At 47.9% G+C, this 24,159-nt stretch carries 23 protein-coding genes; 22 read left to right on the top strand and 1 reads right to left on the bottom strand.

Features of this window, described 5'->3' with window-relative positions; all coding sequences use genetic code 11:
* Window positions 1-3: 3 nt before the first annotated feature.
* The 9 genes from fmt (at window position 4) to spoVM (ending at window position 8,525) form a co-directional block, all read left to right on the top strand.
* Entirely contained in the window at window positions 4-957 is a 954-nt protein-coding gene (gene fmt / locus ACXN9U_RS06720) for a methionyl-tRNA formyltransferase (RefSeq protein WP_060962818.1), read from the top strand.
* Window positions 944-2,287, top strand: coding sequence for a 16S rRNA (cytosine(967)-C(5))-methyltransferase RsmB (rsmB, locus tag ACXN9U_RS06715; RefSeq protein ID WP_438421904.1), 1,344 nt, complete (start codon window positions 944-946; stop codon window positions 2,285-2,287). The genes fmt and rsmB overlap by 14 nt, the downstream gene beginning before the upstream one ends.
* Window positions 2,288-2,291: 4 nt before the next feature.
* On the top strand, window positions 2,292-3,383 hold the full coding sequence (gene rlmN / locus ACXN9U_RS06710) for a dual-specificity RNA methyltransferase RlmN (protein WP_016936160.1): 1,092 nt from the start codon (window positions 2,292-2,294) through the stop codon (window positions 3,381-3,383).
* Window positions 3,384-3,388: 5 nt separating this feature from the next.
* Window positions 3,389-4,150 (top strand): Stp1/IreP family PP2C-type Ser/Thr phosphatase, encoded by a 762-nt coding sequence (locus tag ACXN9U_RS06705; protein ID WP_060962816.1) that lies wholly within the window; start codon window positions 3,389-3,391, stop codon window positions 4,148-4,150.
* Window positions 4,144-6,087 (top strand): Stk1 family PASTA domain-containing Ser/Thr kinase, encoded by a 1,944-nt coding sequence (pknB, locus tag ACXN9U_RS06700; RefSeq protein ID WP_489202351.1) that lies wholly within the window; start codon window positions 4,144-4,146, stop codon window positions 6,085-6,087. The genes ACXN9U_RS06705 and pknB overlap by 7 nt, the downstream gene beginning before the upstream one ends.
* A gap of 15 nt (window positions 6,088-6,102) precedes the next feature.
* A complete protein-coding gene (gene rsgA, locus ACXN9U_RS06695; RefSeq protein WP_047475063.1) occupies window positions 6,103-6,993 on the top strand; it encodes a ribosome small subunit-dependent GTPase A in 891 nt (296 codons plus the stop codon).
* 1 nt (window position 6,994) lies between these two features.
* On the top strand, window positions 6,995-7,648 hold the full coding sequence (gene rpe / locus ACXN9U_RS06690; protein ID WP_489202350.1) for a ribulose-phosphate 3-epimerase: 654 nt from the start codon (window positions 6,995-6,997) through the stop codon (window positions 7,646-7,648).
* Window positions 7,649-7,713: 65 nt separating this feature from the next.
* Window positions 7,714-8,358, top strand: a complete 645-nt coding sequence (locus tag ACXN9U_RS06685) for a thiamine diphosphokinase (protein WP_489202349.1) — start codon at window positions 7,714-7,716, stop codon at window positions 8,356-8,358.
* An 86-nt stretch (window positions 8,359-8,444) separates the two neighbouring features.
* Window positions 8,445-8,525, top strand: a complete 81-nt coding sequence (spoVM, locus tag ACXN9U_RS06680; protein ID WP_003154329.1) for a stage V sporulation protein SpoVM — start codon at window positions 8,445-8,447, stop codon at window positions 8,523-8,525.
* A 77-nt stretch (window positions 8,526-8,602) separates the two neighbouring features.
* Here spoVM and rpmB read toward each other — a convergent pair whose 3' ends face one another.
* A complete protein-coding gene (gene rpmB, locus ACXN9U_RS06675; RefSeq protein WP_003154328.1) occupies window positions 8,603-8,791 on the bottom strand; it encodes a 50S ribosomal protein L28 in 189 nt (62 codons plus the stop codon).
* A 258-nt stretch (window positions 8,792-9,049) separates the two neighbouring features.
* Between rpmB and ACXN9U_RS06670 the strand changes: the two genes are divergently transcribed.
* The 13 genes from ACXN9U_RS06670 to ftsY all read left to right on the top strand — a co-directional run bounded on the left by ACXN9U_RS06670 (window position 9,050) and on the right by ftsY (window position 24,116).
* Window positions 9,050-9,412, top strand: a complete 363-nt coding sequence (locus tag ACXN9U_RS06670) for an Asp23/Gls24 family envelope stress response protein (RefSeq protein WP_016936154.1) — start codon at window positions 9,050-9,052, stop codon at window positions 9,410-9,412.
* A gap of 15 nt (window positions 9,413-9,427) precedes the next feature.
* Window positions 9,428-11,095: a DAK2 domain-containing protein gene (locus ACXN9U_RS06665; RefSeq protein ID WP_047475059.1), complete on the top strand. Its 1,668-nt coding sequence runs from the start codon at window positions 9,428-9,430 to the stop codon at window positions 11,093-11,095.
* 142 nt (window positions 11,096-11,237) lie between these two features.
* On the top strand, window positions 11,238-11,900 hold the full coding sequence (gene sdaAB / locus ACXN9U_RS06660) for an L-serine ammonia-lyase, iron-sulfur-dependent subunit beta (protein WP_016936152.1): 663 nt from the start codon (window positions 11,238-11,240) through the stop codon (window positions 11,898-11,900).
* 20 nt (window positions 11,901-11,920) lie between these two features.
* A complete protein-coding gene (gene sdaAA, locus ACXN9U_RS06655; protein ID WP_060962812.1) occupies window positions 11,921-12,823 on the top strand; it encodes an L-serine ammonia-lyase, iron-sulfur-dependent, subunit alpha in 903 nt (300 codons plus the stop codon).
* The gene (recG, locus tag ACXN9U_RS06650; protein ID WP_489202348.1) at window positions 12,801-14,849 is read left to right on the top strand and encodes an ATP-dependent DNA helicase RecG; all 2,049 of its coding nucleotides are present in this window, start codon (window positions 12,801-12,803) and stop codon (window positions 14,847-14,849) included. The genes sdaAA and recG overlap by 23 nt, the downstream gene beginning before the upstream one ends.
* Window positions 14,850-14,955: 106 nt before the next feature.
* Entirely contained in the window at window positions 14,956-15,522 is a 567-nt protein-coding gene (gene fapR, locus ACXN9U_RS06645; protein WP_016936149.1) for a transcription factor FapR, read from the top strand.
* Window positions 15,523-15,535: 13 nt separating this feature from the next.
* On the top strand, window positions 15,536-16,534 hold the full coding sequence (plsX, locus tag ACXN9U_RS06640) for a phosphate acyltransferase PlsX (protein ID WP_007409758.1): 999 nt from the start codon (window positions 15,536-15,538) through the stop codon (window positions 16,532-16,534).
* Between the two features lie 18 nt (window positions 16,535-16,552).
* Window positions 16,553-17,506 (top strand): ACP S-malonyltransferase, encoded by a 954-nt coding sequence (fabD, locus tag ACXN9U_RS06635; protein WP_016936147.1) that lies wholly within the window; start codon window positions 16,553-16,555, stop codon window positions 17,504-17,506.
* Window positions 17,499-18,239 (top strand): 3-oxoacyl-[acyl-carrier-protein] reductase, encoded by a 741-nt coding sequence (gene fabG, locus ACXN9U_RS06630; RefSeq protein ID WP_016936146.1) that lies wholly within the window; start codon window positions 17,499-17,501, stop codon window positions 18,237-18,239. The genes fabD and fabG overlap by 8 nt, the downstream gene beginning before the upstream one ends.
* Before the next feature lie 84 nt (window positions 18,240-18,323).
* On the top strand, window positions 18,324-18,557 hold the full coding sequence (gene acpP, locus ACXN9U_RS06625; RefSeq protein WP_003154310.1) for an acyl carrier protein: 234 nt from the start codon (window positions 18,324-18,326) through the stop codon (window positions 18,555-18,557).
* A gap of 138 nt (window positions 18,558-18,695) precedes the next feature.
* Window positions 18,696-19,445 (top strand): ribonuclease III, encoded by a 750-nt coding sequence (gene rncS / locus ACXN9U_RS06620; RefSeq protein WP_003154303.1) that lies wholly within the window; start codon window positions 18,696-18,698, stop codon window positions 19,443-19,445.
* 101 nt (window positions 19,446-19,546) lie between these two features.
* The gene (gene smc, locus ACXN9U_RS06615) at window positions 19,547-23,107 is read left to right on the top strand and encodes a chromosome segregation protein SMC (protein WP_438421913.1); all 3,561 of its coding nucleotides are present in this window, start codon (window positions 19,547-19,549) and stop codon (window positions 23,105-23,107) included.
* A 19-nt stretch (window positions 23,108-23,126) separates the two neighbouring features.
* Complete coding sequence (gene ftsY, locus ACXN9U_RS06610; protein ID WP_047475039.1) at window positions 23,127-24,116, top strand: signal recognition particle-docking protein FtsY; 990 nt, start codon at window positions 23,127-23,129, stop codon at window positions 24,114-24,116.
* Window positions 24,117-24,159: the final 43 nt, after the last annotated feature.

Here is a 24,159-nt window from a genome sequence, read left to right as displayed (position 1 = left end):
TGGATGACAAGGATCGTTTTTATGGGAACGCCCGATTTTTCAGTTCCCGTGCTGCGCACGCTTATTGAAGACGGATATGAAGTGGTTGGGGTCGTTACGCAGCCTGACCGCCCCAAAGGCAGAAAAAAAATCATGACGCCGCCTCCCGTAAAGGCTGAAGCTGAACGTCACGGCATCCCCGTGCTTCAGCCCGAAAAAGTAAGGCTTGAAGAAGAAATAGAAAAAGTGCTCAGCCTGAAACCGGACCTGATTGTTACCGCGGCATTCGGACAGATCCTGCCCAAGCAGCTGCTTGACGGCCCGAAATACGGCTGCATTAACGTGCACGCGTCACTATTGCCTGAATTAAGAGGCGGAGCGCCGATACATTATTCGATTCTCCAAGGCAAGAAGAAAACGGGCGTCACGATCATGTATATGGTAGAAAAGCTTGATGCAGGTGATATGATTTCTAAAATCGAAGTGGAAATTGATGAAACGGATAATGTCGGCACGCTTCACGACAAATTAAGCATAGCGGGGGCGAAGCTTTTGTCAGAGACCGTTCCGAACGTCATTTCCGGAAATATTAAACCGATCAGGCAGGACGAATCAAAAGCGACTTACGCGCCTAACATTAAGCGTGAGCAGGAGCGGATCGACTGGACAAAGCCCGGGGAAGAGATTTACAACCAGATCAGAGGCTTAAACCCTTGGCCTGTCGCCTATACAACATTAAACGGACAAAATATTAAAGTATGGGCGTCTGAAAAAGTTGCGGCAAAAACTGAAGCAGCGCCCGGAACAGTCATCCGCACGGAGCAAAACGGCATTGTCGTCGCATCGGGAAACAGCACCGCCCTTTTAATCACAGAGCTGCAGCCGTCAGGTAAAAAACGGATGAAGGGCGAGGATTTTGTAAGAGGAAAAAATGTTCAGTCAGGTGACGTGTTAGGAGCAGCAGATGAAAAAAATTAATGTCCGTGAGCTTGCCCTTGAAGCGCTTGAGAAGCTTGAACAAAATCAGGCATACAGCAACCTGCTTCTTACATCGGTTATCAAAACGAACACGCTCAGCGACCAGGACAGGGGACTGCTGACAGAGCTTGTCTACGGAACGCTGCAAAATAAAATCGCTCTAGACTATATACTGAAGCCTTTTATCCGCAAGCCGAATAAGGTGAAGCCATGGGTGATTCAGCTGTTGCGTCTGTCCGCATATCAAATGGAATATTTAGAAAAAATTCCGGATCGCGCCGCCATCCATGAAGCGGTTGAAATCGCCAAAAAACGCGGGCATAAGGGAATCGCGTCCTTTGTCAACGGCATCCTGCGCTCCCTGCAGCGTGAGGGCGCGCCGTCATTCGCTGAAATCGAAGACCCGATTCTCCGCCTTTCAACAGAGACGAGCCATCCCGAATGGCTCGTAAAGGAGTGGGTTGAGGCATACGGCTTTGAGGCGGCCGAAAAGATCTGCCGGATTCATCTCGTTCCGCCGAAACAGACGCTCCGTGTCAATCACATCAAGGCCGACAGGGAAAAGCTGCTGAATGAGATGGAAAATGCGGGTCTGGAAGCGGAAGCCGGAGACCTTTCTCCTGATGCGATTAAGCTTTTAAAAGGAAGCATCGCAAACACGGAATTTTTCCAAAACGGGCAAGTATCCATCCAGGATGAAAGCTCAATGCTCGTCGCGCGGGCGCTGGACCCGAAGCCGGGGGAAACCGTGTTAGACGCATGCGCCGCACCCGGAGGAAAGTCGGCTCACATCGCGGAATTAATGGAGAACGAGGGGAGCCTCACATCGCTTGATCTTCACCGCCATAAAGTGAAGCTGATTAAAGAAGGCGCGGAACGGCTCGGACTTACGATCATCGACGCGCAAACGATGGATGCCAGAAAAGCTGGGGACGCTTTTGGCGCAGAACGGTTTGACCGGGTTCTCGTCGATGCCCCATGCTCAGGTTTCGGCGTCATCAGAAGAAAGCCTGATATGAAATATACGAAGACGCCGGATGACAGCAGACGGCTGTCAGAGATCCAGCTCGGTATTTTAAGGGAAATCGCCCCATTAGTAAAAAAAGGTGGCACACTCGTATACAGTACGTGTACAATGGACCGGACAGAAAATGATGAAGTTATGCATGCGTTTATACAAGAACACCCTGAGTTTGAACCCGATTTGTCTCTTGAAAAGCGGCTGCCTGAAAAGGCGAGACCCTTTGTTCAGGATGGAAGCCTTCAAATTCTTCCGCATTATTTCGGAACAGACGGTTTCTTTATTAGCAGCATGAGAAAGAAGGGATAAAAAAATGACACAATTAAAAAAGACAAGCATACGGAAAGAGCTGCGGACTGAACAACCGTCCATTTACTCTTTTGAATTAGATGAAATCAAACAATGGCTGACTGAGAATGGCGAAAAGCCGTTCCGCGCAGCACAGATTTTTGAATGGCTTTATGAAAAACGGGTTTCTTCTTTCGAGGAAATGACAAACCTTTCAAAAAGCCTGCGTGAAAAACTCGAGAGCAATTTTGTGCTGACAACGCTGAAAACGGCTGTAAAGCAGACGTCACAAGACGGCACGATGAAATTTTTATTCGAGCTTCACGACGGTTATACAATTGAAACGGTTTTAATGAGACACGAGTATGGCAATTCTGTATGTGTAACGACACAGGTCGGCTGCCGGATCGGCTGCACATTTTGCGCGTCAACACTTGGCGGACTGAAACGGAATCTTGAAGCGGGAGAAATCGTCGCTCAAGTCGTGAAAGTGCAAAAGGCGCTTGATGAAACGGATGAACGCGTCAGCTCAGTCGTCATCATGGGAATCGGAGAGCCGTTTGATAATTTCAATGAGATGCTCGCTTTCTTAAAAATCATTAACCATGATAAAGGACTGAACATCGGAGCGCGTCATATCACGGTTTCCACAAGCGGCATCATTCCGAAGATTTACGATTTCGCCGATCAAAAAATGCAGATCAATTTCGCGATTTCTCTGCATGCCCCGAATACGGAGATCAGAAGCCGTCTGATGCCGATTAACAAAGCCTATAAGCTTCCTGACCTTATGGAAGCCGTCAAATATTACATCGAGAAAACAGGCAGACGGATCAGCTTTGAATACGGTTTGTTCGGAGGCGTAAATGATCAGGTCGAACACGCGGAAGAGCTTGCAGAACTGTTAAAAGACGTGAAATGCCATGTCAACTTAATTCCGGTAAACTATGTGCCTGAACGGGATTACGTCCGCACACCGAGAGATCAGATTTTCGCATTCGAAAAAACGTTAAAATCCCGCGGTGTAAATGTCACGATCAGAAGAGAGCAAGGCCATGACATTGACGCGGCCTGCGGTCAGCTTCGCGCGAAGGAGCGTCAAGACGAGACGAGGTGAAGAGGTTGATTACAGCCTTGAAAACAGATACAGGTAAAGTCCGCCAGCATAATGAAGATGCGGCGGGCATTTTCACAAAAGAAGAAGCGGTGCTTGCGGTTGTCGCCGACGGCATGGGCGGTCATCTTGCCGGAGATGTGGCAAGCAGGATGGCGGTTGCAGCGATGGAAGAGCAGTGGAACCGGGCCGAATCCGTTCCGTCTCTGCCGTCTGATTGTGAGGTTTGGCTCAAAGACCGGATTCATGAGGCGAATGTCAGGGTGTATGAACACGCAAAAGCGAATGAAGAATGCCGGGGAATGGGCACCACCGTTGTCTGCGCTTTATTCACGGAGAAGTTTGTCACTGTGGCCCATATCGGAGACAGCCGGTGCTACCTGCTTCAAGAGGGTGAATTCGTTCAGCTGACTGAAGACCACTCGCTTGTGAATGAGCTGGTCAAGACGGGAGAAATTTCGAAAGAGGACGCTGAGCATCATCCGCGGAAAAATGTATTGACGAGAGCGCTGGGGACAGATGAAACCATCAGCCCCGACGCCCGTTCTTTTGAGCTGTCTGACGGCGATCAGCTGCTTTTATGCTCTGACGGACTTTCAAATAAAATAGAAGATCACGAGATCAAACAAATGCTTCAAGCCGAATCTGCTCCTCAGGAAAAAGTAGACCTTCTCATCAGCAAAGCGAATCAAAACGGCGGCGAAGATAATATCACGGCTGTATTGATTGAGTTTTCCGCAGATGCAAAAGAGGGTGAAGACAAGTGCTAACCGGCAAGCGGATCAGCGGGCGTTATCATATCCTCCGGCCCATTGGCGGCGGCGGAATGGCGAACGTTTTTTTAGCTGAGGACATCATTCTCGAACGTGAAGTCGCAATTAAAATTCTGCGGTTTGACTTTGTGAATGACATTGAGTTTATCAGGCGTTTCAGAAGAGAAGCACAGTCGGCATCAAGCCTTGACCATCCGAATATCGTCAGTATTTACGATATCGGGGAGGAAGGCGATATTTATTACATTGTCATGGAATATGTGGAAGGCATGACATTAAAGGAATACATAACCGCACACGGACCGCTTCATCCGAAAGAAGCGCTGTCCGTTATGGAGCAGATCGTCTCAGCCATCGCCCATGCCCATCAAAATCATATTGTGCACCGGGATATTAAACCGCACAATATTTTGATAGATCATTCAGGGCATATTAAGGTGACGGATTTCGGCATCGCCACAGCCCTCACCTCGACGACAATCACACATACGAATTCTGTGCTGGGCTCGGTTCATTATTTGTCTCCGGAGCAGGCGAGAGGCGGTCTGGCAACGAAAAAATCAGATATTTACGCACTCGGCATCGTGCTGTTTGAGCTTTTAACAGGCAAAATCCCTTTTGACGGAGAATCAGCCGTAAGCATCGCATTAAAGCACTTGCAGACAGAAACGCCTTCCGCCAGAAAGTGGAACCCTTCGATTCCGCAGAGCGTTGAAAACATTATTTTAAAGGCAACCGCCAAAGATCCGTTTCACCGCTATGACAGCGCAGAGGACATGGAAGCGGACATCAGAACGGCTTTTGACGCCAGCAGGCTGAATGAACAAAAATTTTCCGTGCAGGATGATGAGGAAATGACGAAAGCGATTCCCGTTATTACTGACGGTGCAAAAACCGCGCCACAGGCGGAAACGCCGGAGGAGACGGACGATAAAGAACAGCAGCCCGTCAAAAAGAAAAAACGGAAATGGCCGTGGATTCTGCTGGCCGTCTGCTTCATTTTCATTATGGCGGCTGTTCTAGCAGTCACCGTGTTCCCGTCTCTGTTTATGCCCAAAGATGTAAGCGTCCCCGACGTACGGGGCATGAAGTACGAAAAAGCGGAAGCCCTGCTGGAAAAGAACGGTCTCGAAGCCGACCCTGATATGGCGGACATTGAAGATGAAAAAATCGAAGAGGGGTTAATGGTCAAAACTGATCCGAAAGCGGGATCTGCCGTTAAAGAAGGCTCTTCTGTAAAACTGTACAAAAGTATCGGGAAACCGAAAACCCAGCTGATCGACGTGAAAAGCCGGCAGATCGACGACGCGAAAAAAGCGCTGAAGGATAAAGGCTTCAAACATGTCAATGTAAAAGAAGAGAATGATGACAGTGCGGCAGGCACCGTGATTGATCAGAGCCCGTCAGCCGGCACCGACATGGTCGCAAGCGATGATGAAGTCAGCTTAACGGTCAGCCTCGGGCCGGCGGATGTTACGCTGAGGGACTTAAAAACTTACAGCAAAGAAGCGGCTTCGGGGTATCTTGAAGATAATGGCCTGCAGCTTGTTGAAAAAGAAGCGCATTCAGATGACGTGCCGGTAGGACAAGTCATGAAGCAAGAGCCGTCAGCCGGCACAGCGGTTAAGCCGGGAAGTAATGTTGAAGTGACGTTTTCGCTCGGACCTGAAGAAAAACCGGCGAAAACGGTAAAAGAAAAAATCAGCATTCCCTACGAACCCGAACATGAAGGGGACGAGCTTGAAGTGCAAATCGCCATCGATGATAAAGACCACAGCATCTCTGATACGTATGATTCGTTTAAAATTAAAGAGCCGACTGAAAAAACGATTGAACTGAAGATAGATCAAGGACAAAAAGGGTATTATCAAGTGATGGTCGACCATAAAGTCGTCAGCTATAAGACGATTGAATACCCTGAAGATAAAGACTGACCAAGGAGGGACCGTATGCCTGAGGGCAAAATTATTAAAGCATTAAGCGGATTCTATTATGTCTTGGATGAATCACAGAACAAGATCATTCAATGCAGGGGCCGGGGCATTTTCAGAAAAAATAAAATAACGCCTTTGGTCGGCGATTATGCCGTTTATCAGGCTGAAAATGATAAAGAAGGCTACCTGCTGGAAATCAAAGAACGAACAAATGAGCTGATCAGGCCGCCGATTTCAAACGTCGATCAGGCCGTTCTCGTCTTTTCCGCCGTTCAGCCGGCGTTCAGCACGTCATTATTGGACCGTTTTCTCGTCCTTGTGGAAGCCAACGGCATTCATCCGATCATCTGCATAACCAAAATGGACTTAGCTTCAGACGCGGAAACGAAAGAGAAGATCCTGTCTTATGTGAAAGACTATCAAGCGATTGGTTATGACGTATATGTGACGTCATCAAAAGAAAACAGCGGTTTAACAGACATTGTGAAACACTTTGAGAACAAAACCACGGTGTTTGCCGGCCAGTCCGGAGTCGGAAAATCTTCGCTTTTAAATGCGATCAGCCCGGAGCTTGAGCTGAAAACAAACGAGATTTCCGCACATTTAGGACGCGGGAAACATACGACGCGCCATGTGGAGCTCATTCATACATCAGGCGGTCTTGTGGCGGATACTCCCGGGTTCAGTTCGCTTGAGTTTACCGATATTGAAGAAGAAGAGCTCGGCAGCACGTTCCCTGAGATCAGAGACATAAGCGCCTCGTGCAAATTCAGAGGCTGTCTGCATCTTAAGGAGCCGAAATGCGCGGTAAAGCAAGCGGTGGAAGAAGGAGACATCCGGACGTACCGCTATGAGCATTACAAAGAATTTATGCAGGAAATAAAAGAGAGAAAGCCGAGGTATTAATATGATTAAGGTTGCGCCATCAATTCTTTCCGCCGATTTTGCTTCACTGGGCGAGGAAATTAAAGACGTGGAAAAAGGAGGGGCGGACTATATCCATATTGATGTCATGGATGGCCATTTCGTCCCTAACATTACAATCGGGCCGCTTATCGTTGAAGCCGTCCGTCCGGTGACTGATCTGCCGCTGGATGTCCATCTTATGATTGAAAACCCGGACCGCTACATCCCGGCATTCGCAAAAGCCGGCGCGGACATCCTTTCCGTCCACGCCGAGGCGTGTCCGCATCTTCACCGGACCATTCAATTGATAAAAGAGCAAGGGGTAAAAGCGGGAGTTGTGCTCAATCCGCATACGCCCGTTCAAATCATTGAACATGTGATCGATGAGCTGGACCTTGTGCTGTTAATGACGGTTAATCCGGGTTTTGGAGGACAGCGCTTCATTCATTCGGTCCTGCCGAAAATCCGTCAGGTCAAACAGCTGGCTGAGGAGAAAGGCCTTACTGAACTTTTAATCGAGGTGGACGGCGGCGTTAATAAAGAAACAGCTCCTTTATGCGCTGAAGCGGGCGCCAACCTGCTTGTTGCCGGGTCTGCCGTATATAATCAGCCGGATCGGAAAAAAGCCATCGCTGACATCCGAAACGCAGAATAAACATGCTGAAAAAGAGCCCGGTGAAAGCCGCCGGCTCTTTTCGTATTTAAGAGAAAGGATAATGTATGAAGACAATCAATATTGTTGCGGGCGGCCCTCGGGAGTTTATTCCTGAGCTGTCCGTGTACACAGACGGAGATACGACGTGGGTCGGAGTGGATAAAGGGACGGTCGCTCTTTTGGAGGCCGGGATCATTCCGCAGGAAGCTTTCGGTGATTTTGACAGCATTACGGAAGAAGAGCTCCTGCAGATTCAAGAAGCTGCGCCGTCCCTCCATGTGTATCAGGCGGAAAAAGATTATACCGATCTGGAACTCGCTCTTGACTGGGCTTTACAAAAAGAACCGGAGCACATTCGGATATTCGGTGTGACGGGCGGAAGAGCCGATCATTTTTTAGGGAACATTCAGCTGCTGTATAAAGCCGTAAATAAGGACACTGATGTCAAACTGATCGACAGGCAGAATGAGATTCAGATGTTCGGACCCGGCCATTATACAATTGAAGAAAAAAGCAACAGACGCTATGTTTCTTTTATTCCGTTTGCGGAAGCGGCAGAGGGCCTGACACTCGACGGTTTTAAATATCCTCTGGATAATTGTCATATTCCCCTGGGTTCCACACTATGTATTAGTAACGAACTCATTCATTCACGAGGTACTTTTTCGTTTGCAAAAGGCATATTAATAATGGTAAGGAGCGCGGATTAAAAAAGCGGCTTCTGCCATATGCGGAAAAAACCATGAATCCTAAAGTGATGAACGCAGCGGATACGGAACTTATAGGAGGGGACAAAATGAAATTTTATACCATTAAATTGCCGAAGTTTTTAGGAGGAATTGTCCGGGCGATGCTGGGCTCATTTAGAAAAGAGTAGGCCCAAGGAGCTGAAATCGCCCTCTTTGAACGCATAAAAAACGCCTGCCGCATAAAAGGGCAGGCGTTCATTTTTGCTTATACACGCTCAACTTTTCCGGATTTTAAAGCCCGGGCAGATACATATACTTTTTTAGGTTTGCCGTCAACGAGGATGCGGACCTTTTGAAGGTTGGCGCCCCAAGTACGTTTAGAAGCGTTCATTGCGTGAGAACGGTTGTTTCCGGCTTTTGTTTTTTTACCTGTAATAAAACATTTACGTGCCATTTGTTTCCCTCCTAACTGCGCGAAACATCTTTTCAAACATAGTGTCTCAGATGCTTTCGTTATACAATACTTTAAATAATTTACCACAGCTAAAAACCGTTTGCAACTATTGTTTACCTTACTTTCAAGAAAAATCACTTGACATGTAAAACCAATCACATTTCCGCGCTGAAGGCCGCTGTCTGTATCTTTTCTTTTCATAATGGGATACATATAGTAGAATAATGATAACTCTATGCACCTGAAGGAGGAACCTGTGTGTCCATTGAAATGAAGACAAAATACGGACAGATTGATATATCCAACGAAGTCATCGCAATGGTTGCCGGAGGCGCTGCCATTGACTGTTACGGAATAGTGGGGATGGCCTCTAAAAACCAGATTAAAGACGGTTTGTCTGAAATCCTCCGGAAAGAGAACTTCGCAAAAGGCGTACATGTCCGTCAGGAAGCCGAACAAATACATATCGACATGTACATTATTGTCAGCTACGGCACGAAAATATCCGAAGTAGCCCACAATGTTCAGACGAAGGTAAAATACACAGTAAATCAAACAATCGGACTTGCAGTTGATTCTGTAAATATTTATGTCCAAGGCGTACGAGTAACGAACCCGTAGTGAGGAGGATGAGTATTGTCTAGACGAAACTTAGATGGGAGAGCTTTTGCGGCAATGATTCTGGCGGGGGCTGAGACATTGTCTCAAAACGCATCCGCGGTGGATGCGCTGAACGTGTTTCCCGTGCCGGACGGCGATACCGGAACAAACATGAATTTATCGATGTCATCCGGTGCAAGAGAGGTAGAACACCTTGACTCACCTGACATCGGCAAAGTCGGCATCGCCCTGTCAAAAGGCCTGCTTATGGGAGCAAGAGGAAACTCAGGGGTGATCCTGTCCCAATTATTCAGAGGTTTCACAAAGAGCATTGAAAACAAAAAAGAAATAAACGCCCAAGAATTTGCCGCTGCACTCCAAGCGGGAGTGGATATGGCATATAAGGCGGTCATGAAACCGGTTGAAGGAACGATTTTAACCGTGGCAAAGGACGCGGCTAAAAAAGCGGTCGCCTCGGCCAAAGAAGAAACCGATATCATTGCTCTCATGGAGGCCGTTATTGAAGAAGCGGAAGCGTCGCTCAACCGCACGCCGGATCTGCTCCCTGTTTTAAAGGACGTCGGTGTCGTTGACAGCGGCGGAAAAGGTCTGCTTTGTGTATATGAAGGCTTTTTGGCTTCCTTAAAAGGAGAGTCCGTACCGAAAAAAGCGGTTCTTCCGGCACTCGATGATATGGTGAATGCCGAACATCATAAAAGCGCGCAGAGCATGCTGAGTACAGAAGACATTGAATTCGGATTTTGTACGGAAGTGATGGTAAGGCTGGATCAAGATAAACGGACGTTCAAAGAAGAGACGTTCAGAAATGAACTGAGCCGTTTCGGTGATTCGTTGCTGGTCGTCGCTGATGATACGCTGGCGAAAGTTCACATTCATGCCGAAGAGCCAGGGAACGTGCTCAATCTCGCGCAGCGTTACGGCGATTTGATTAAAATCAAAATTGAAAACATGAGGGAGCAGCATACGTCCATCATCAGCCAAGAACATGATGAAAAAAAGCCGGCCGGTGTAATGAAAGAAGCCCGTAAACCTTTTGGGATCGTGACTGTGGCAATGGGCGAAGGCATTTCTGAACTGTTTGCGAGCATCGGCGCCTCACACGTTATCGAAGGCGGCCAGACAATGAATCCGAGCACGGAAGATATTGTGGAAGCCGTTCAGTCTGTGAATGCGGAAACGGTTTTCATTCTTCCGAACAATTCCAATATTGTGATGGCTGCCAATCAGGCGGCGAGCGTGGCTGAAGAAAATGTCATTGTCATTCCGGCAAAAACGGTGCCTCAAGGCATGACCGCCCTGCTTGCGTTTAACCCTGACCAGCCGGCTGATGTAAATGAAGCCAATATGCTTGAAGCCATCCGGAATGTGAAAAGCGGACAGGTAACATATTCAGTCAGAGACACCCATATCGACGGCAAGGATATCAAAAAAGGTGATTTTATCGGCATTTTAAACAGTTCGATTATCGGCAGCGCCGAAGACCGGATAAATGCGGCGAAATTACTGCTGGATGAGATGATCGGGGAAGAAGATGAAATCGTCACCATCCTGTACGGAGAAGACGCGCCGGAAGAAGAAGCTGAGAAACTCGCTGAGTATATTACAAGCGTCTGTGAAGATATCGAAGTTGAAATCCATAACGGCAGACAGCCTCTTTATCCATATATATTTGCGGCAGAATAGAAGGGCTTATCAGGCCCTTCTATTCTTATGCCTTAATTTACCTGCGGCAGTGCGGCAGTGTGCCTGCTTGCCAATTGATAAATGTTCAATTAGTCTAAAGAAAAGCGCTGAATGAAGTGATGTTAAGGAGGAACAAACCAGCATGAAATATAGAAGCGTTTTTGATATTATCGGACCGGTAATGATCGGCCCGTCCAGTTCACACACCGCAGGCGCAGCCCGGATCGGCAGAGTGGCAAGAAGCTTATTCAGACGGGAGCCCCGCCGGATCGTTGTGTCTTTTTACGGATCATTTGCAGAAACGTATAAGGGTCACGGCACTGATGTGGCGATTATCGGCGGCCTGCTTGATTTTGATACATTTGATGAACGGATTAAAACAGCGATTCAAATTGCTGAAGAGAAGGGCATAGATATAGAGTTCCGCACAGAGGATGCCGTGCCCGTTCATCCGAATACGGCGCGTATCATCATTTCTGATGATGAGGGGGAGCTTGCCTTAACCGGTATTTCAATCGGCGGCGGGAAAATAGAAATCACGGAGCTTAACGGCTTTGAGCTGCGGCTTTCCGGAAACCACCCGGCTATTTTAGTCGTTCATAATGATAAATTCGGCACAATTGCAGGCGTTGCCAATGTGCTTGCGAAATTCTCAATCAACGTCGGACATATGGAAGTGGCGCGTAAGGACGTCGGCCAGCTTGCGCTGATGACGATTGAGGTCGATCAGAATATTGAAGAAGAAGTGCTGGACGAACTATCAACACTTCCTAATATTATACAGGTTACTAAGATAGCTGACTAAAAAGTCAGGAGGAAAATGACATGTTTCGTAATGTAAAAGAATTAATAGAAATCACTCAAGAAAAACAAATTCCGATCTCAGAAGTGATGATCACCCAAGAGATGGAAGTGACACAAAAAACGCGGGAAGAGATCTTTCAAGGAATGGAACGCAATCTTTCCGTCATGGAAGCGGCGGTTGAAAAAGGGCTGAAGGGCGTCACGAGCCAGACCGGTTTAACAGGAGGAGATGCCGTGAAACTGCAGGCATACATCCAATCGGGAAAAAGCCTGTCAGGCAATCTGATTTTAGACGCCGTGTCTAAAGCTGTGGCCACAAATGAAGTCAATGCGGCGATGGGAACGATCTGCGCTACACCGACCGCCGGCTCTGCCGGGGTTGTGCCGGGAACGTTATTCGCCGTAAAGCATAAGCTGAACCCTACGACGGAACAAATGATCCGTTTTCTGTTTACAGCCGGCGCGTTCGGTTTTGTCGTAGCAAATAACGCGAGTATTTCGGGAGCGGCGGGAGGCTGTCAGGCGGAAGTCGGATCGGCATCCGGTATGGCTGCCGCTGCGATTGTGGAAATGGCGGGCGGAACGCCTCAGCAATCAGCGGAAGCAATGGCGATTACGCTGAAAAATATGCTCGGTCTCGTATGTGATCCGGTCGCCGGCTTGGTAGAAGTGCCGTGTGTCAAACGGAACGCAATGGGAGCCTCCAATGCGATGATCGCGGCGGATATGGCGCTGGCAGGGATTACGAGCCGCATTCCTTGCGATGAGGTAATAGACGCGATGTACAAAATCGGCCAGACGATGCCGACAGCACTGCGTGAAACGGGACAAGGCGGTTTAGCCGCGACACCGACGGGAAGAGAATTAGAGAAAAAAATTTTCGGAGGAGCGCTGAAATCAAGTGAAACACCAGCAGCAAACTAGTATAGCGGAGATTAAGGGCATTGGGCCGGAAACAGAAAAAACATTGCATGAACTGGGTATCTATGACATTTCTGATCTTCTGAATTATTTCCCTTACCGTTATGACGACTATGAGCTGAGGGATTTAGCAGAAGTAAAACATGAAGAAAGAGTGACGGTAGAAGGGAAGGTTCATTCAGAACCTTCTCTTACCTATTACGGCAAAAAACGAAACAGGCTGACATTCAGAGTGCTTGTCGGCAATTATTTAATTACCGCGGTTTGTTTTAACCGTCCGTACTTAAAAAAGAAACTGACGCTCGGTTCTGTCGTCACGATATCCGGTAAATGGGATAAACACAGGCAGACCGTATCCGTGCAGGAACTAAAAAACGGCCCTCATCAAGAAGATAAAAGCATTGAGCCTGTTTATTCCGTTAAAGAAAACGTCACCGTTAAAATGATGAGACGATTTATTAAGGATGCGCTGCAGCATCATTTGGACAGTGCGGCCGATCCGCTTCCTGAAAAATTGAGAATCCGCTACAAGCTGCCCGATTACAAACAAGCCCTGCAGACGATGCACCAGCCGGAGACGAGGGAATCGCTGCAGCAGGCAAGACGCCGGTTTGTGTATGAGGAATTCTTATTGTTTCAGCTGAAGATGCAGGCGTTCCGTAAAGCGGAAAGAGAACAGTCAAAAGGCATCAGCCACGTGTATCCTGCTGAAAAGCTCGCCGCTTTCACAGACAGCCTTCCGTTTTCGCTCACGAACGCACAGATGCGCGTGCTCCGTGAAATTACCGCTGATATGACATCGCCTTACAGAATGAACCGTCTGCTGCAAGGTGATGTCGGTTCAGGAAAAACGGCGGTCGCCGCCATCGCTTTGTACGCTGCGATTCTGTCGGGGTATCAGGGGGCATTAATGGTGCCGACAGAAATTCTGGCCGAACAGCATGCTGACTCTCTCGTATCGTTGTTTTCAAATGAAGACGTGAATATCGCGCTTTTGACGAGTTCTGTAAAAGGCAAGCGGCGCAGGGAGCTTTTGGAGCGGCTTGCTCTCGGAGAGATTGATATTTTAGTAGGGACTCATGCTTTAATCCAGGATGAAGTGGAATTTAAAGCGCTGGGCCTTGTCATTACGGACGAGCAGCACCGGTTCGGGGTCGAACAGCGCAAAAAACTCAAGAATAAAGGCCAGGATCCGGATGTGCTGTTTATGACAGCCACCCCGATTCCGAGAACGCTGGCCATTACCGTCTTCGGAGAAATGGATGTTTCCGTGATAGATGAAATGCCCGCGGGACGAAAGCAAATCGAAACGTATTGGGTGAAACACGACATGCTGGAGCGGATTTTGGCTTTTGTTGAAAAAGAGCTGAAACAGGGCAGACAAGCCTATATAATCTGTCCGCTCATTGAAGAATCGGATAAGCTGGATGTGCAGAATGCGATTGACGTATATAACATGCTGTCTGATGTGTACCGCGGCAAATGGAATGTCGGTCTGATGCACGGGAAGCTCCATTCTGATGAAAAAGATCAGGTGATGAGAGAATTCAGCGCCAATCAATGTCAGGTTCTCGTGTCAACAACCGTCGTAGAAGTCGGGGTGAACGTGCCGAATGCAACGATTATGGTCATCTATGACGCCGACCGTTTCGGATTATCTCAGCTCCATCAGCTCCGCGGCCGGGTCGGACGGGGAGACCACCAATCTTTCTGCATCTTGATGGCCGATCCGAAATCCGAAACCGGGAAAGAGCGGATGAGAATCATGTCGGAGACAAATGACGGGTTTGAACTGTCTGAAAAGGATCTTGAACTGCGCGGTCCCGGCGATTTCTTCGGAAAAAAACAAAGCGGTATGCCCGAGTTCAAGGTGGCGGATATGGTTCATGACTACAGAGCTTTGGAGACGGCCCGTCAGGATGCGGCCAATCTTGTGTCTTCAGAAGCTTTTTGGAAAGATGACGAGTACAGCATGCTTCGCGCTCAATTGCTTTCAAGCGGTGTCTTAGAAGGGGAGAAATTAAGCTGATTCTGCAAAATTCGGCGGCTTTCAAAAAACAATCATTGCATTCCAATCTATGAAATTATATACTACTATTAGTACCTAGTCTTAATTGTCCGGATGGTGTTTATAGATGAGAAGAAGCAAGAAAGAACGCCAAAAATTATTGCAGCAGACGATCAAATCGACACCCTTCATCACAGATGAAGAATTAGCGGGGAAATTCGGCGTCAGCATTCAGACGATCCGTTTAGACCGCTTAGAGCTCTCGATACCGGAGCTGAGGGAAAGAATTAAAAACGTGGCAGAGCAAACGCTTGAAGATGAAGTGAAATCACTGCCTTTAGATGAAGTGATCGGTGAAATCATTGATCTGGAGCTTGACGGCCAGGCCATTTCTATATTAGAAGTAAGACGCGAACATGTTTTCAGCCGCAATCAGATTGCGCGGGGGCATCATTTGTTTGCGCAGGCGAACTCACTCGCCGTAGCCGTCATAGATGATGAGCTGGCGCTGACCGCAAGCGCAAATATCCGCTTTACAAGACAGGTGAAAGAGGGCGAGCGCGTTGTTGCGAAAGCCAAAGTGACGGCAGTCGAAAAAGAAAAAGGCAGAACGGTAGTGGAAGTAAACAGTTATGTGGGAGAAGAAGTCGTATTCTCCGGAAACTTTGACATGTACCGTTCAAAACAATCATAAAGGTGGAGCATGCATGAGAATAGCTGTAGATGCAATGGGAGGCGACAACGCACCCAAAGCTGTTATTGACGGAGTAATGAAGAGTATTGAGGCATTTGATGACCTTCATATTACGCTGGTCGGTGACAAGACAACGATAGAATCACACTTGCCAACAACATCAGACCGCATCACCGTATTGCACGCCGATGAAGTGATTGAACCGACGGATGAACCGGTCCGCGCCGTACGCAGAAAGAAAAATTCTTCTATGGTGCTGATGGCGCAGGAAGTGGCTGAAAACAGAGCGGACGCCTGCATTTCAGCGGGGAATACGGGTGCATTGATGACAGCGGGACTGTTTATTGTCGGCAGAATTAAAGGAATCGACCGGCCGGCCCTTGCGCCGACGCTTCCGACCGTATCAGGCGACGGTTTCCTTCTTTTAGACGTGGGCGCCAATGTCGATGCCAAGCCGGAGCACCTTGTCCAGTACGGAATAATGGGGTCTGTATATGCCCGGCAGGTTCTCGGAATCAGCTCGCCGCGCGTCGGCTTGTTAAATGTCGGCACGGAAGAAAAGAAGGGAAACGACCTGACAAAAAAGACGTTTGAATTATTAAAAGAAACAAACGTGAATTTTGTCGGAAACGTAGAGGCGAGAGACTTGCTGGAAGGCGCTGCTGACGTTATCGTCACAGACGGCTTTACGGGCAACGTCACGTTGAAAACATTGGAAGGTTCAGCGTTATCAATTTTCAAAATGCTGAAAGATACACTGACTTCAAGTTTTGTTTCTAAGCTGGCAGCGGGAGTGCTGAAGCCGAAGCTGATGGAAATGAAACTGAAAATGGACTATTCTGAGTACGGCGGGGCGAGTCTTTTCGGTTTGAAAGCGCCTGTTGTTAAAGCGCACGGCTCTTCTGATGCACGCGCTGTTTATCACGCGCTGCGCCAGGCGAGAGAAATGGTCAGCCAAAACGTGGCCGCATTTATAGAAGAAGAAGTAAAAGAAGAAAAAACAGATGAGTAGTCTGGAGGTTATCACACCATGAGTAAGATTGCATTTTTATTTCCCGGACAGGGATCACAATATATCGGTATGGGAAAAGACCTGTACGAACGCGAAGAAGCGTCAAAACGTATTTTTGATGAAGCGGATGAAACGCTTGAAACAAAGCTGAGCTCGCTCATTTTTGAAGGCGATGCTGAAGAATTAACCCTTACATACAATGCGCAGCCTGCGCTGTTAACAACAAGCATTGCCGTATTGGAAAAGTTTAAAGAATCCGGCATCACGCCGGATTTCACAGCCGGCCACAGCCTCGGAGAATATTCGGCGCTTGTTGCTGCGGGAGCGATGACATTTAAAGATGCCGTTTACACGGTAAGAAAACGGGGAGAATTCATGAATGAAGCCGTACCGGCGGGAGAAGGCGCAATGGCCGCTATTCTCGGAATGGATGCGGAATCCTTGAAAAAGGTGACGGATCAAGTGACGGAAAACGGCCACCTCGTACAGCTTGCAAACCTGAACTGCCCCGGCCAGATCGTGATTTCCGGAACGGCAAAAGGCGTGGAGCTTGCTTCAGAAGAAGCGAAAAACAATGGGGCAAAACGGGCGATCCCGCTAGAAGTAAGCGGACCGTTCCATTCTGAATTAATGAAGCCCGCGGCGGAAAAACTCGAAGAGGTGCTCAGCGCCTGTGAGCTGAAAAGTGCGGCTGTTCCCGTTATATCAAACGTTTCGGCTGACATCATGACAGAAAAAGACGATATCAAGAAAAAGCTGATCGAACAGCTTTATTCACCTGTACGCTTTGAAGAAACGATTAACAAACTGATTGATGAAGGAGTCACGACGTTTGTTGAAATCGGTCCCGGAAAAGTGCTTTCAGGCCTTGTGAAAAAAGTGAACCGCCGTCTGAAAACAATCGCGGTTTCTGACCATGAAACCATTGAATTGGCGATTCAAACGCTGAAGGAGGAGAATCAGGATGCTTAATGAAAAAACAGCAGTCGTAACGGGAGCGTCCCGCGGAATCGGGCGGGCGATCGCGCTTGATCTTGCGAAAAACGGATGTAACGTAGTTGTCAATTACTCCGGAAGTGAAGCGAAAGCGAACGAAGTCGTAGATGAAATCAAATCTTTGGGCCGAAACGCGATCGCGGTAAAAGCCGATGTATCAAATTCCGAAGAAGTACAAAACATGATGAAAGAGGCTGTCGCCGAATTCTCTTCAATCGACATTCTCGTGAACAATGCGGGAATCACAAAGGACAATCTCCTGATGAGAATGAAAGAAAATGAATGGGATGACGTCATCAACATTAACCTGAAAGGTGTTTTCAACTGCACGAAAGCCGTGACAAGACAGATGATGAAACAGCGCTCCGGCCGGATTATCAACGTATCATCAATCGTCGGCGTCAGCGGAAACCCGGGCCAGGCGAACTATGTGGCGGCAAAAGCCGGTGTGATCGGCTTGACAAAGTCCTCTGCCAAAGAGCTTGCGAGCCGTAATATTACGGTCAACGCCATCGCTCCGGGCTTTATTTCCACGGATATGACGGACAAGCTTTCTAAAGAAGTCCAAGATGAAATGCTGAAGCAGATTCCGCTCGCGCGTTTCGGTGATCCTTCCGATATCAGCAGCGTTGTCACGTTCCTTGCTTCTGAAGGATCGCGTTATATGACGGGTCAGACCCTCCATATTGACGGCGGAATGGTGATGTAAAGATTTGTTTTTAAAATTTCATCCTAGTTTCTCTAGTTTTTTAAAAACGAATCCTCTATAATACTTGAGGGGAGGTGAATTGCTATGGCAGATACATTAGAGCGTGTAACGAAAATCATCGTAGACCGCCTTGGCGTTGATGAAGCTGACGTCAAACTTGAAGCTTCTTTCAAGGAAGACTTAGGTGCTGATTCCCTAGATGTAGTTGAGCTTGTTATGGAACTTGAAGACGAGTTTGATATGGAGATTTCTGACGAAGATGCTGAAAAGATTGCAACAGTCGGCGACGCTGTGAACTACATACAAAACCAGCAATAAGCTGATGCTAAAAGTCCCGCCTGACAGCGGGGCTTTAGCCCTTTAACCGTTCGGTTACCGGCGTCTGACGCTGAACGCGCTGCCGATTCCGTTTACGGCGGGAAGCGCGGTGAACCTGATGTGCCTATGGAGGTTACTATGTCAAAACACTCACATTTTAAAGATAAAAAAAAGTTCTATAAAAAAATAGAGCAATTTAAAGAGTTCCAAGAACGGATTTCAGTTCATTTTCAAAACGAGAAACTTTTGTATCAAGCATTTACACATTCATCTTATGTGAATGAGCATCGGAAAAAGCCGTATGAAGACAATGAAAGGCTTGAATTTTTAGGTGACGCTGTTTTGGAACTGACGATCTCCCAATTCTTATTTGCCAAATATCCGGCCATGAGTGAAGGAGATTTGACGAAGCTGAGAGCCGCTATCGTATGCGAGCCGTCACTCGTCTCCCTTGCCCACGAATTGTCATTCGGCGATCTTGTTCTTTTGGGTAAAGGAGAAGAAATGACGGGCGGCAGAAAGCGTCCTGCGCTTTTAGCGGATGTGTTTGAAGCGTTTATCGGCGCACTGTATCTGGATCAGGGCCTTGAGCCGGTTCAGCAATTCCTGAAAGAGTACGTGTTCCCTAAAATAAACGATGGTGCTTTTTCTCATGTGATGGATTTCAAAAGCCAGCTTCAAGAATTTGTGCAGAGGGACGGAAAAGGATCGCTTGAGTACAAAATTCTCAATGAAAAAGGACCTGCCCACAACCGGGAATTCGAGGCGCTTGTCTCTCTTAAAGGTGAGGCGCTCGGCATCGGGAACGGACGTTCCAAAAAAGAAGCCGAGCAGCATGCAGCACAGGAAGCTCTTGCAAAATTGCAAAAACACCATACGAAACAATAAAATCCCCCTGTACCCCTAGGGGGATTTCAATATGTCTGCGCCTGATATAAGCGGGGGATTATGATAATATTGAGATACTTATACGATAAGGAGGATCTGGGATGTTCCTCAAACGTTTAGACGTTATAGGATTTAAATCATTTGCAGAACGGATATCCGTTGACTTTGTAAAAGGCGTCACGGCCGTTGTCGGTCCAAACGGCAGCGGAAAGAGCAACATTACCGAAGCCATCCGCTGGGTGCTCGGCGAACAATCAGCCCGCTCGCTTCGGGGCGGAAAAATGGAAGATATCATTTTTGCCGGAAGTGATTCACGCAAGCGGCTTAACCTTGCGGAAGTCACGTTAACGCTTGATAATGAAGATCATTTTCTCCCGATCGATTATCACGAAGTCAGCGTGACGAGACGGGTTTACCGTTCCGGAGAAAGTGAATTTCTCATCAATAATCAGCAGTGCCGCCTGAAAGACATCATTGACTTATTTATGGACTCCGGGCTCGGGAAAGAAGCGTTTTCCATTATCAGCCAGGGGAAAGTCGAAGAGATTTTAAGCAGCAAAGCGGAAGACCGCCGCAGTATTTTTGAAGAAGCGGCCGGCGTGCTGAAATATAAAACACGAAAGAAAAAAGCGGAAAACAAACTGTTTGAGACGCAGGATAACTTAAACAGGGTGGAAGATATTCTTCACGAGCTCGAAGATCAGGTCGAACCGCTGAAAATCCAGGCATCAATCGCCAAAGACTACTTAGAAAAAAAGAAAGAGCTTGAGCACGTCGAAATCGCCCTAACAGCCTTTGATATCGAAGAACTGCATGGCAAATGGTCGGGTTTAAAAGACAAGGTGCAGGCTGCTAAAGAAGAAGAATTGGCGGAATCGTCGGCGATCTCCGCTAAAGAAGCGGCGATAGAAGAGACGAGAGATAAAATCCACGCGCTCGACGAATCCGTCAACGAGCTGCAGCAGGTTCTGCTCGTGACAAGTGAAGAGCTTGAAAAGCTGGAAGGCCGGAAAGAAGTGCTGAAAGAGCGCAAAAAAAACGCCGCCCAAAACCGGGAACAGCTTGAGGAATCGGTCACACATTACACAAAGAAAGAAGCAGAACTGAAATCGGCTATTGAAAAACAATCTGCCGTCTTTGATAAGCTGCGTGCCGAAGTGAAGCGGTTAAATGCCCAGGTGAAAGAAAAGCAGCAGGCGCTCAGCCTTCATAATGAAAACGTCGAAGAGAAAATCGAACAATTAAAAAGCGATTACTTCGAATTGTTAAACAGCCAGGCGTCGATCCGCAACGAGCTGCAGCTTTTAGATGATCAGATGTCCCAATCTGCCGTCCAGCAGGCGAGACTGACCGCAAACAATGAAAAATATCTTCAGGAACGAAATGATATTTCCGTCCGCAAAGCGGCATGCGAAGAAGAACTGGCCGCAGTTGAAGCTGATATTGACAATCAGGTCGGCCGCTTTCGCGAAGTCCAGACCGCATATGAACAGAAAAAACGCCAGTATGAAAAGAAAGAATCAGCCCTGTATCAGGCGTATCAATTTGTACAGCAGGCCAGATCTAAAAAAGATATGCTTGAAACGATGCAAGGCGATTTTTCAGGGTTTTACCAAGGCGTAAAAGAAGTACTGAAGCAGAAGGAGCAGCTTGGCGGCATCCGCGGCGCCGTTCTCGAACTGATTTCCACTGAACAAAAATATGAAACGGCGATCGAGATTGCACTCGGCGCGGCGGCGCAGCACGTTGTCACAGACGATGAGCAGGCGGCACGGAAAGCGATTCAATATTTAAAACAGAATTCCTTCGGCCGCGCGACGTTTCTGCCGCTTACGGTCATGAAACCGCGCCAGCTCCAAACCCGTGATGAACAGACGGCTTCGAAGCATCCGTCTTTCCTCGGTGCAGCGAGCGGGCTTGTCACGTATGATGCGGCGTATCGGAATGTCATTGAAAACCTTCTCGGCACCGTGCTGATTACTGAAGATTTAAAAGGTGCGAATGAACTCGCCAAGCTTGTCGGGCACCGCTACCGCATCGTGACGCTTGAAGGCGATGTCGTCAATCCCGGCGGATCAATGACAGGCGGCGCAGTTAAAAAGAAAAACAATTCTCTGCTCGGCAGAAGCCGTGAGCTTGAGACGGTGACTGCACGGCTCGCCGAAATGGAAGAAAAAACAGCTAGCCTCGAAAAAGAGGTCAAATCGCTGAAACAAGCCATTCAAGAGCTTGAACATACGCTGAACGGTCTCCGTGAAGACGGCGAGGCTTTCAGAACAAAGCAGCAGGATGTAAAAGGCAGGCTGTATGAACTCGAAGTCGCCGAAAAGAACATCAATACCCATCTGGAGCTTTACGATCAGGAGAAAGCATCACTTACGGAAAGCAGCCGGGAAAAAGAGGCGCGAAAATCAGCATTGGAAGAACAGCTGAGTGAGGCATCCGGACAGCTGAAAGAGCTTGAGGAAGAGATGGACAGGCTGACAAAACAAAAGCAGACCCTATCCTCAACAAAAGAAACGCTCTCTCATGAACTGACGGAATGTAAAGTGGCCGCGGCGAAAAAAGAACAGGCGTGCTCGAGTGAGGAAGACAACCTCAAAAGGCTGAAAAAAGAGCTTGAAGAAACACAGCTCGCCCTGAAAGAAACACGGGAAGATTTAAGCCTCCTGACCTCAGAGATGACGTCCAGCACAAGCGGTGAGGAGCAGCTTGAAGAAGCAGCCCAACATAAGCTTCACGATAAAACGAGAACGATCGAATTGATCGCCAGCCGGCGCGATCAGCGTGTGAAACTTCAGAGGGCGCTTGATACGAACGAGCTTGAACTGAAAGAGATGAAGCGTCTGTACAGGCAAAAAACAGACATTCTGAAAGATGAAGAGGTAAAACTCGGCCGGATGGAAGTTGAGCTTGATAACCTCTTGCAATATTTACGTGAGGAGTACAGCTTATCCTTTGAAGGGGCAAAAGAACAATATCAGCTCGAACTCGAGCCTGAAGAGGCGAGAAAACGGGTCAAACTGATCAAGCTTTCAATTGAAGAGCTCGGAACGGTCAATCTCGGCAGCATCGATGAGTTTGAAAGAGTGAACGAACGGTATCAGTTTTTAACGGAGCAGAAAAATGATCTGACGGATGCGAAAAATACACTGTTCCAAGTCATTGAAGAAATGGATTCCGAAATGACGAAGCGGTTCCATGAAACGTTTATCCAGATCCGTTCTCAATTCAACGACGTGTTCCGTTCCTTGTTCGGAGGAGGGCGCGCTGAACTGAAGCTGACCGATCCGAATGACCTTCTCAACTCAGGGGTGGACATTATCGCCCAGCCTCCGGGCAAAAAACTGCAAAACTTAAATCTTTTGTCAGGGGGAGAACGGGCGCTGACCGCCATTGCCCTTTTATTCTCCATTTTGAAAGTAAGGCCCGTTCCGTTCTGCGTGCTTGATGAAGTGGAAGCCGCGCTGGATGAAGCCAATGTATTCAGGTTTGCGCAATACTTAAAAAAATACAGCAGCGACAGCCAGTTTATCGTCATCACCCACAGAAAAGGCACCATGGAAGAAGCGGATGTCCTCTACGGTGTGACGATGCAGGAATCCGGCGTTTCCCGAATGGTTTCGGTCAAACTGGAAGAAACAAAAGAATTCGTTCAGTAACGAGGAAAGAGGTTGAAAGATGAGCTTTTTTAAAAAATTAAAAGAGAAAATCACGAAACAGACAGACTCCGTCTCTGAAAAATTTAAAGATGGTCTCGAAAAAACAAGAAATTCCTTCTCAAATAAAGTGAACGAGCTCGTCTCCCGCTACCGGAAAGTCGACGAAGATTTCTTCGAAGAGCTTGAGGAAGTGCTGATTAGTGCTGACGTCGGTTTCACAACGGTTATGGAACTGATCGACGAGCTCAAAAAAGAAGTGAAGCTGAAAAACATCCAGGACCCTCAGGAAGTGCAGTCCGTCATTTCTGAAAAGCTCGTCGACATTTATAACAGCGGCGACGAACAGATTTCTGAACTGAATATTCAGGACGGGCGCTTAAATGTTATTCTTCTTGTCGGCGTAAATGGCGTCGGAAAAACGACAACGATCGGAAAGCTGGCCCACAAGCTGAAGAATGAAGGCAAATCCGTTGTGCTTGCTGCCGGAGACACCTTCAGAGCCGGGGCGATTGAACAGCTTGAAGTGTGGGGGGAGCGTACTGGCGTGCCTGTCATTAAGCAGGCTGCCGGGAGCGACCCTGCGGCGGTTATTTACGATGCCGTACACGCGGCTAAAGCAAGAGGCGCGGATGTGCTGATTTGTGATACGGCCGGCCGCCTTCAGAATAAAGTAAACTTAATGAAAGAGCTTGAAAAAGTCAAACGCGTCATCGAACGAGAAGTGCCTGAGGCTCCGCATGAGGTTCTGCTCGCGCTTGATGCGACGACAGGTCAGAATGCGATGGCGCAGGCGAAAGAATTCTCCAAAGCGACGAATGTGACGGGTATCGCGTTAACGAAGCTTGACGGCACCGCAAAAGGCGGTATCGTCCTGGCGATCCGCAATGAGCTTCACATCCCCGTTAAATTGGTCGGCCTCGGAGAAAAGGTTGACGATCTCCAGCGTTTTGATGCAGAATCTTACGTATACGGTCTCTTTTCTGATTTAGTTGAAAAAGCCGAGGATTAATGAATAAAAAACGAGTATAAAACCGTCCATTTTATACTCGTTT

The sequence above is a fragment of the Bacillus sp. BACIII genome, assembly GCF_057836745.1.
The sequence above is the reverse complement of the archived record's forward strand: the minus strand, read 5'-3'. Positions and strand labels throughout refer to the sequence as shown.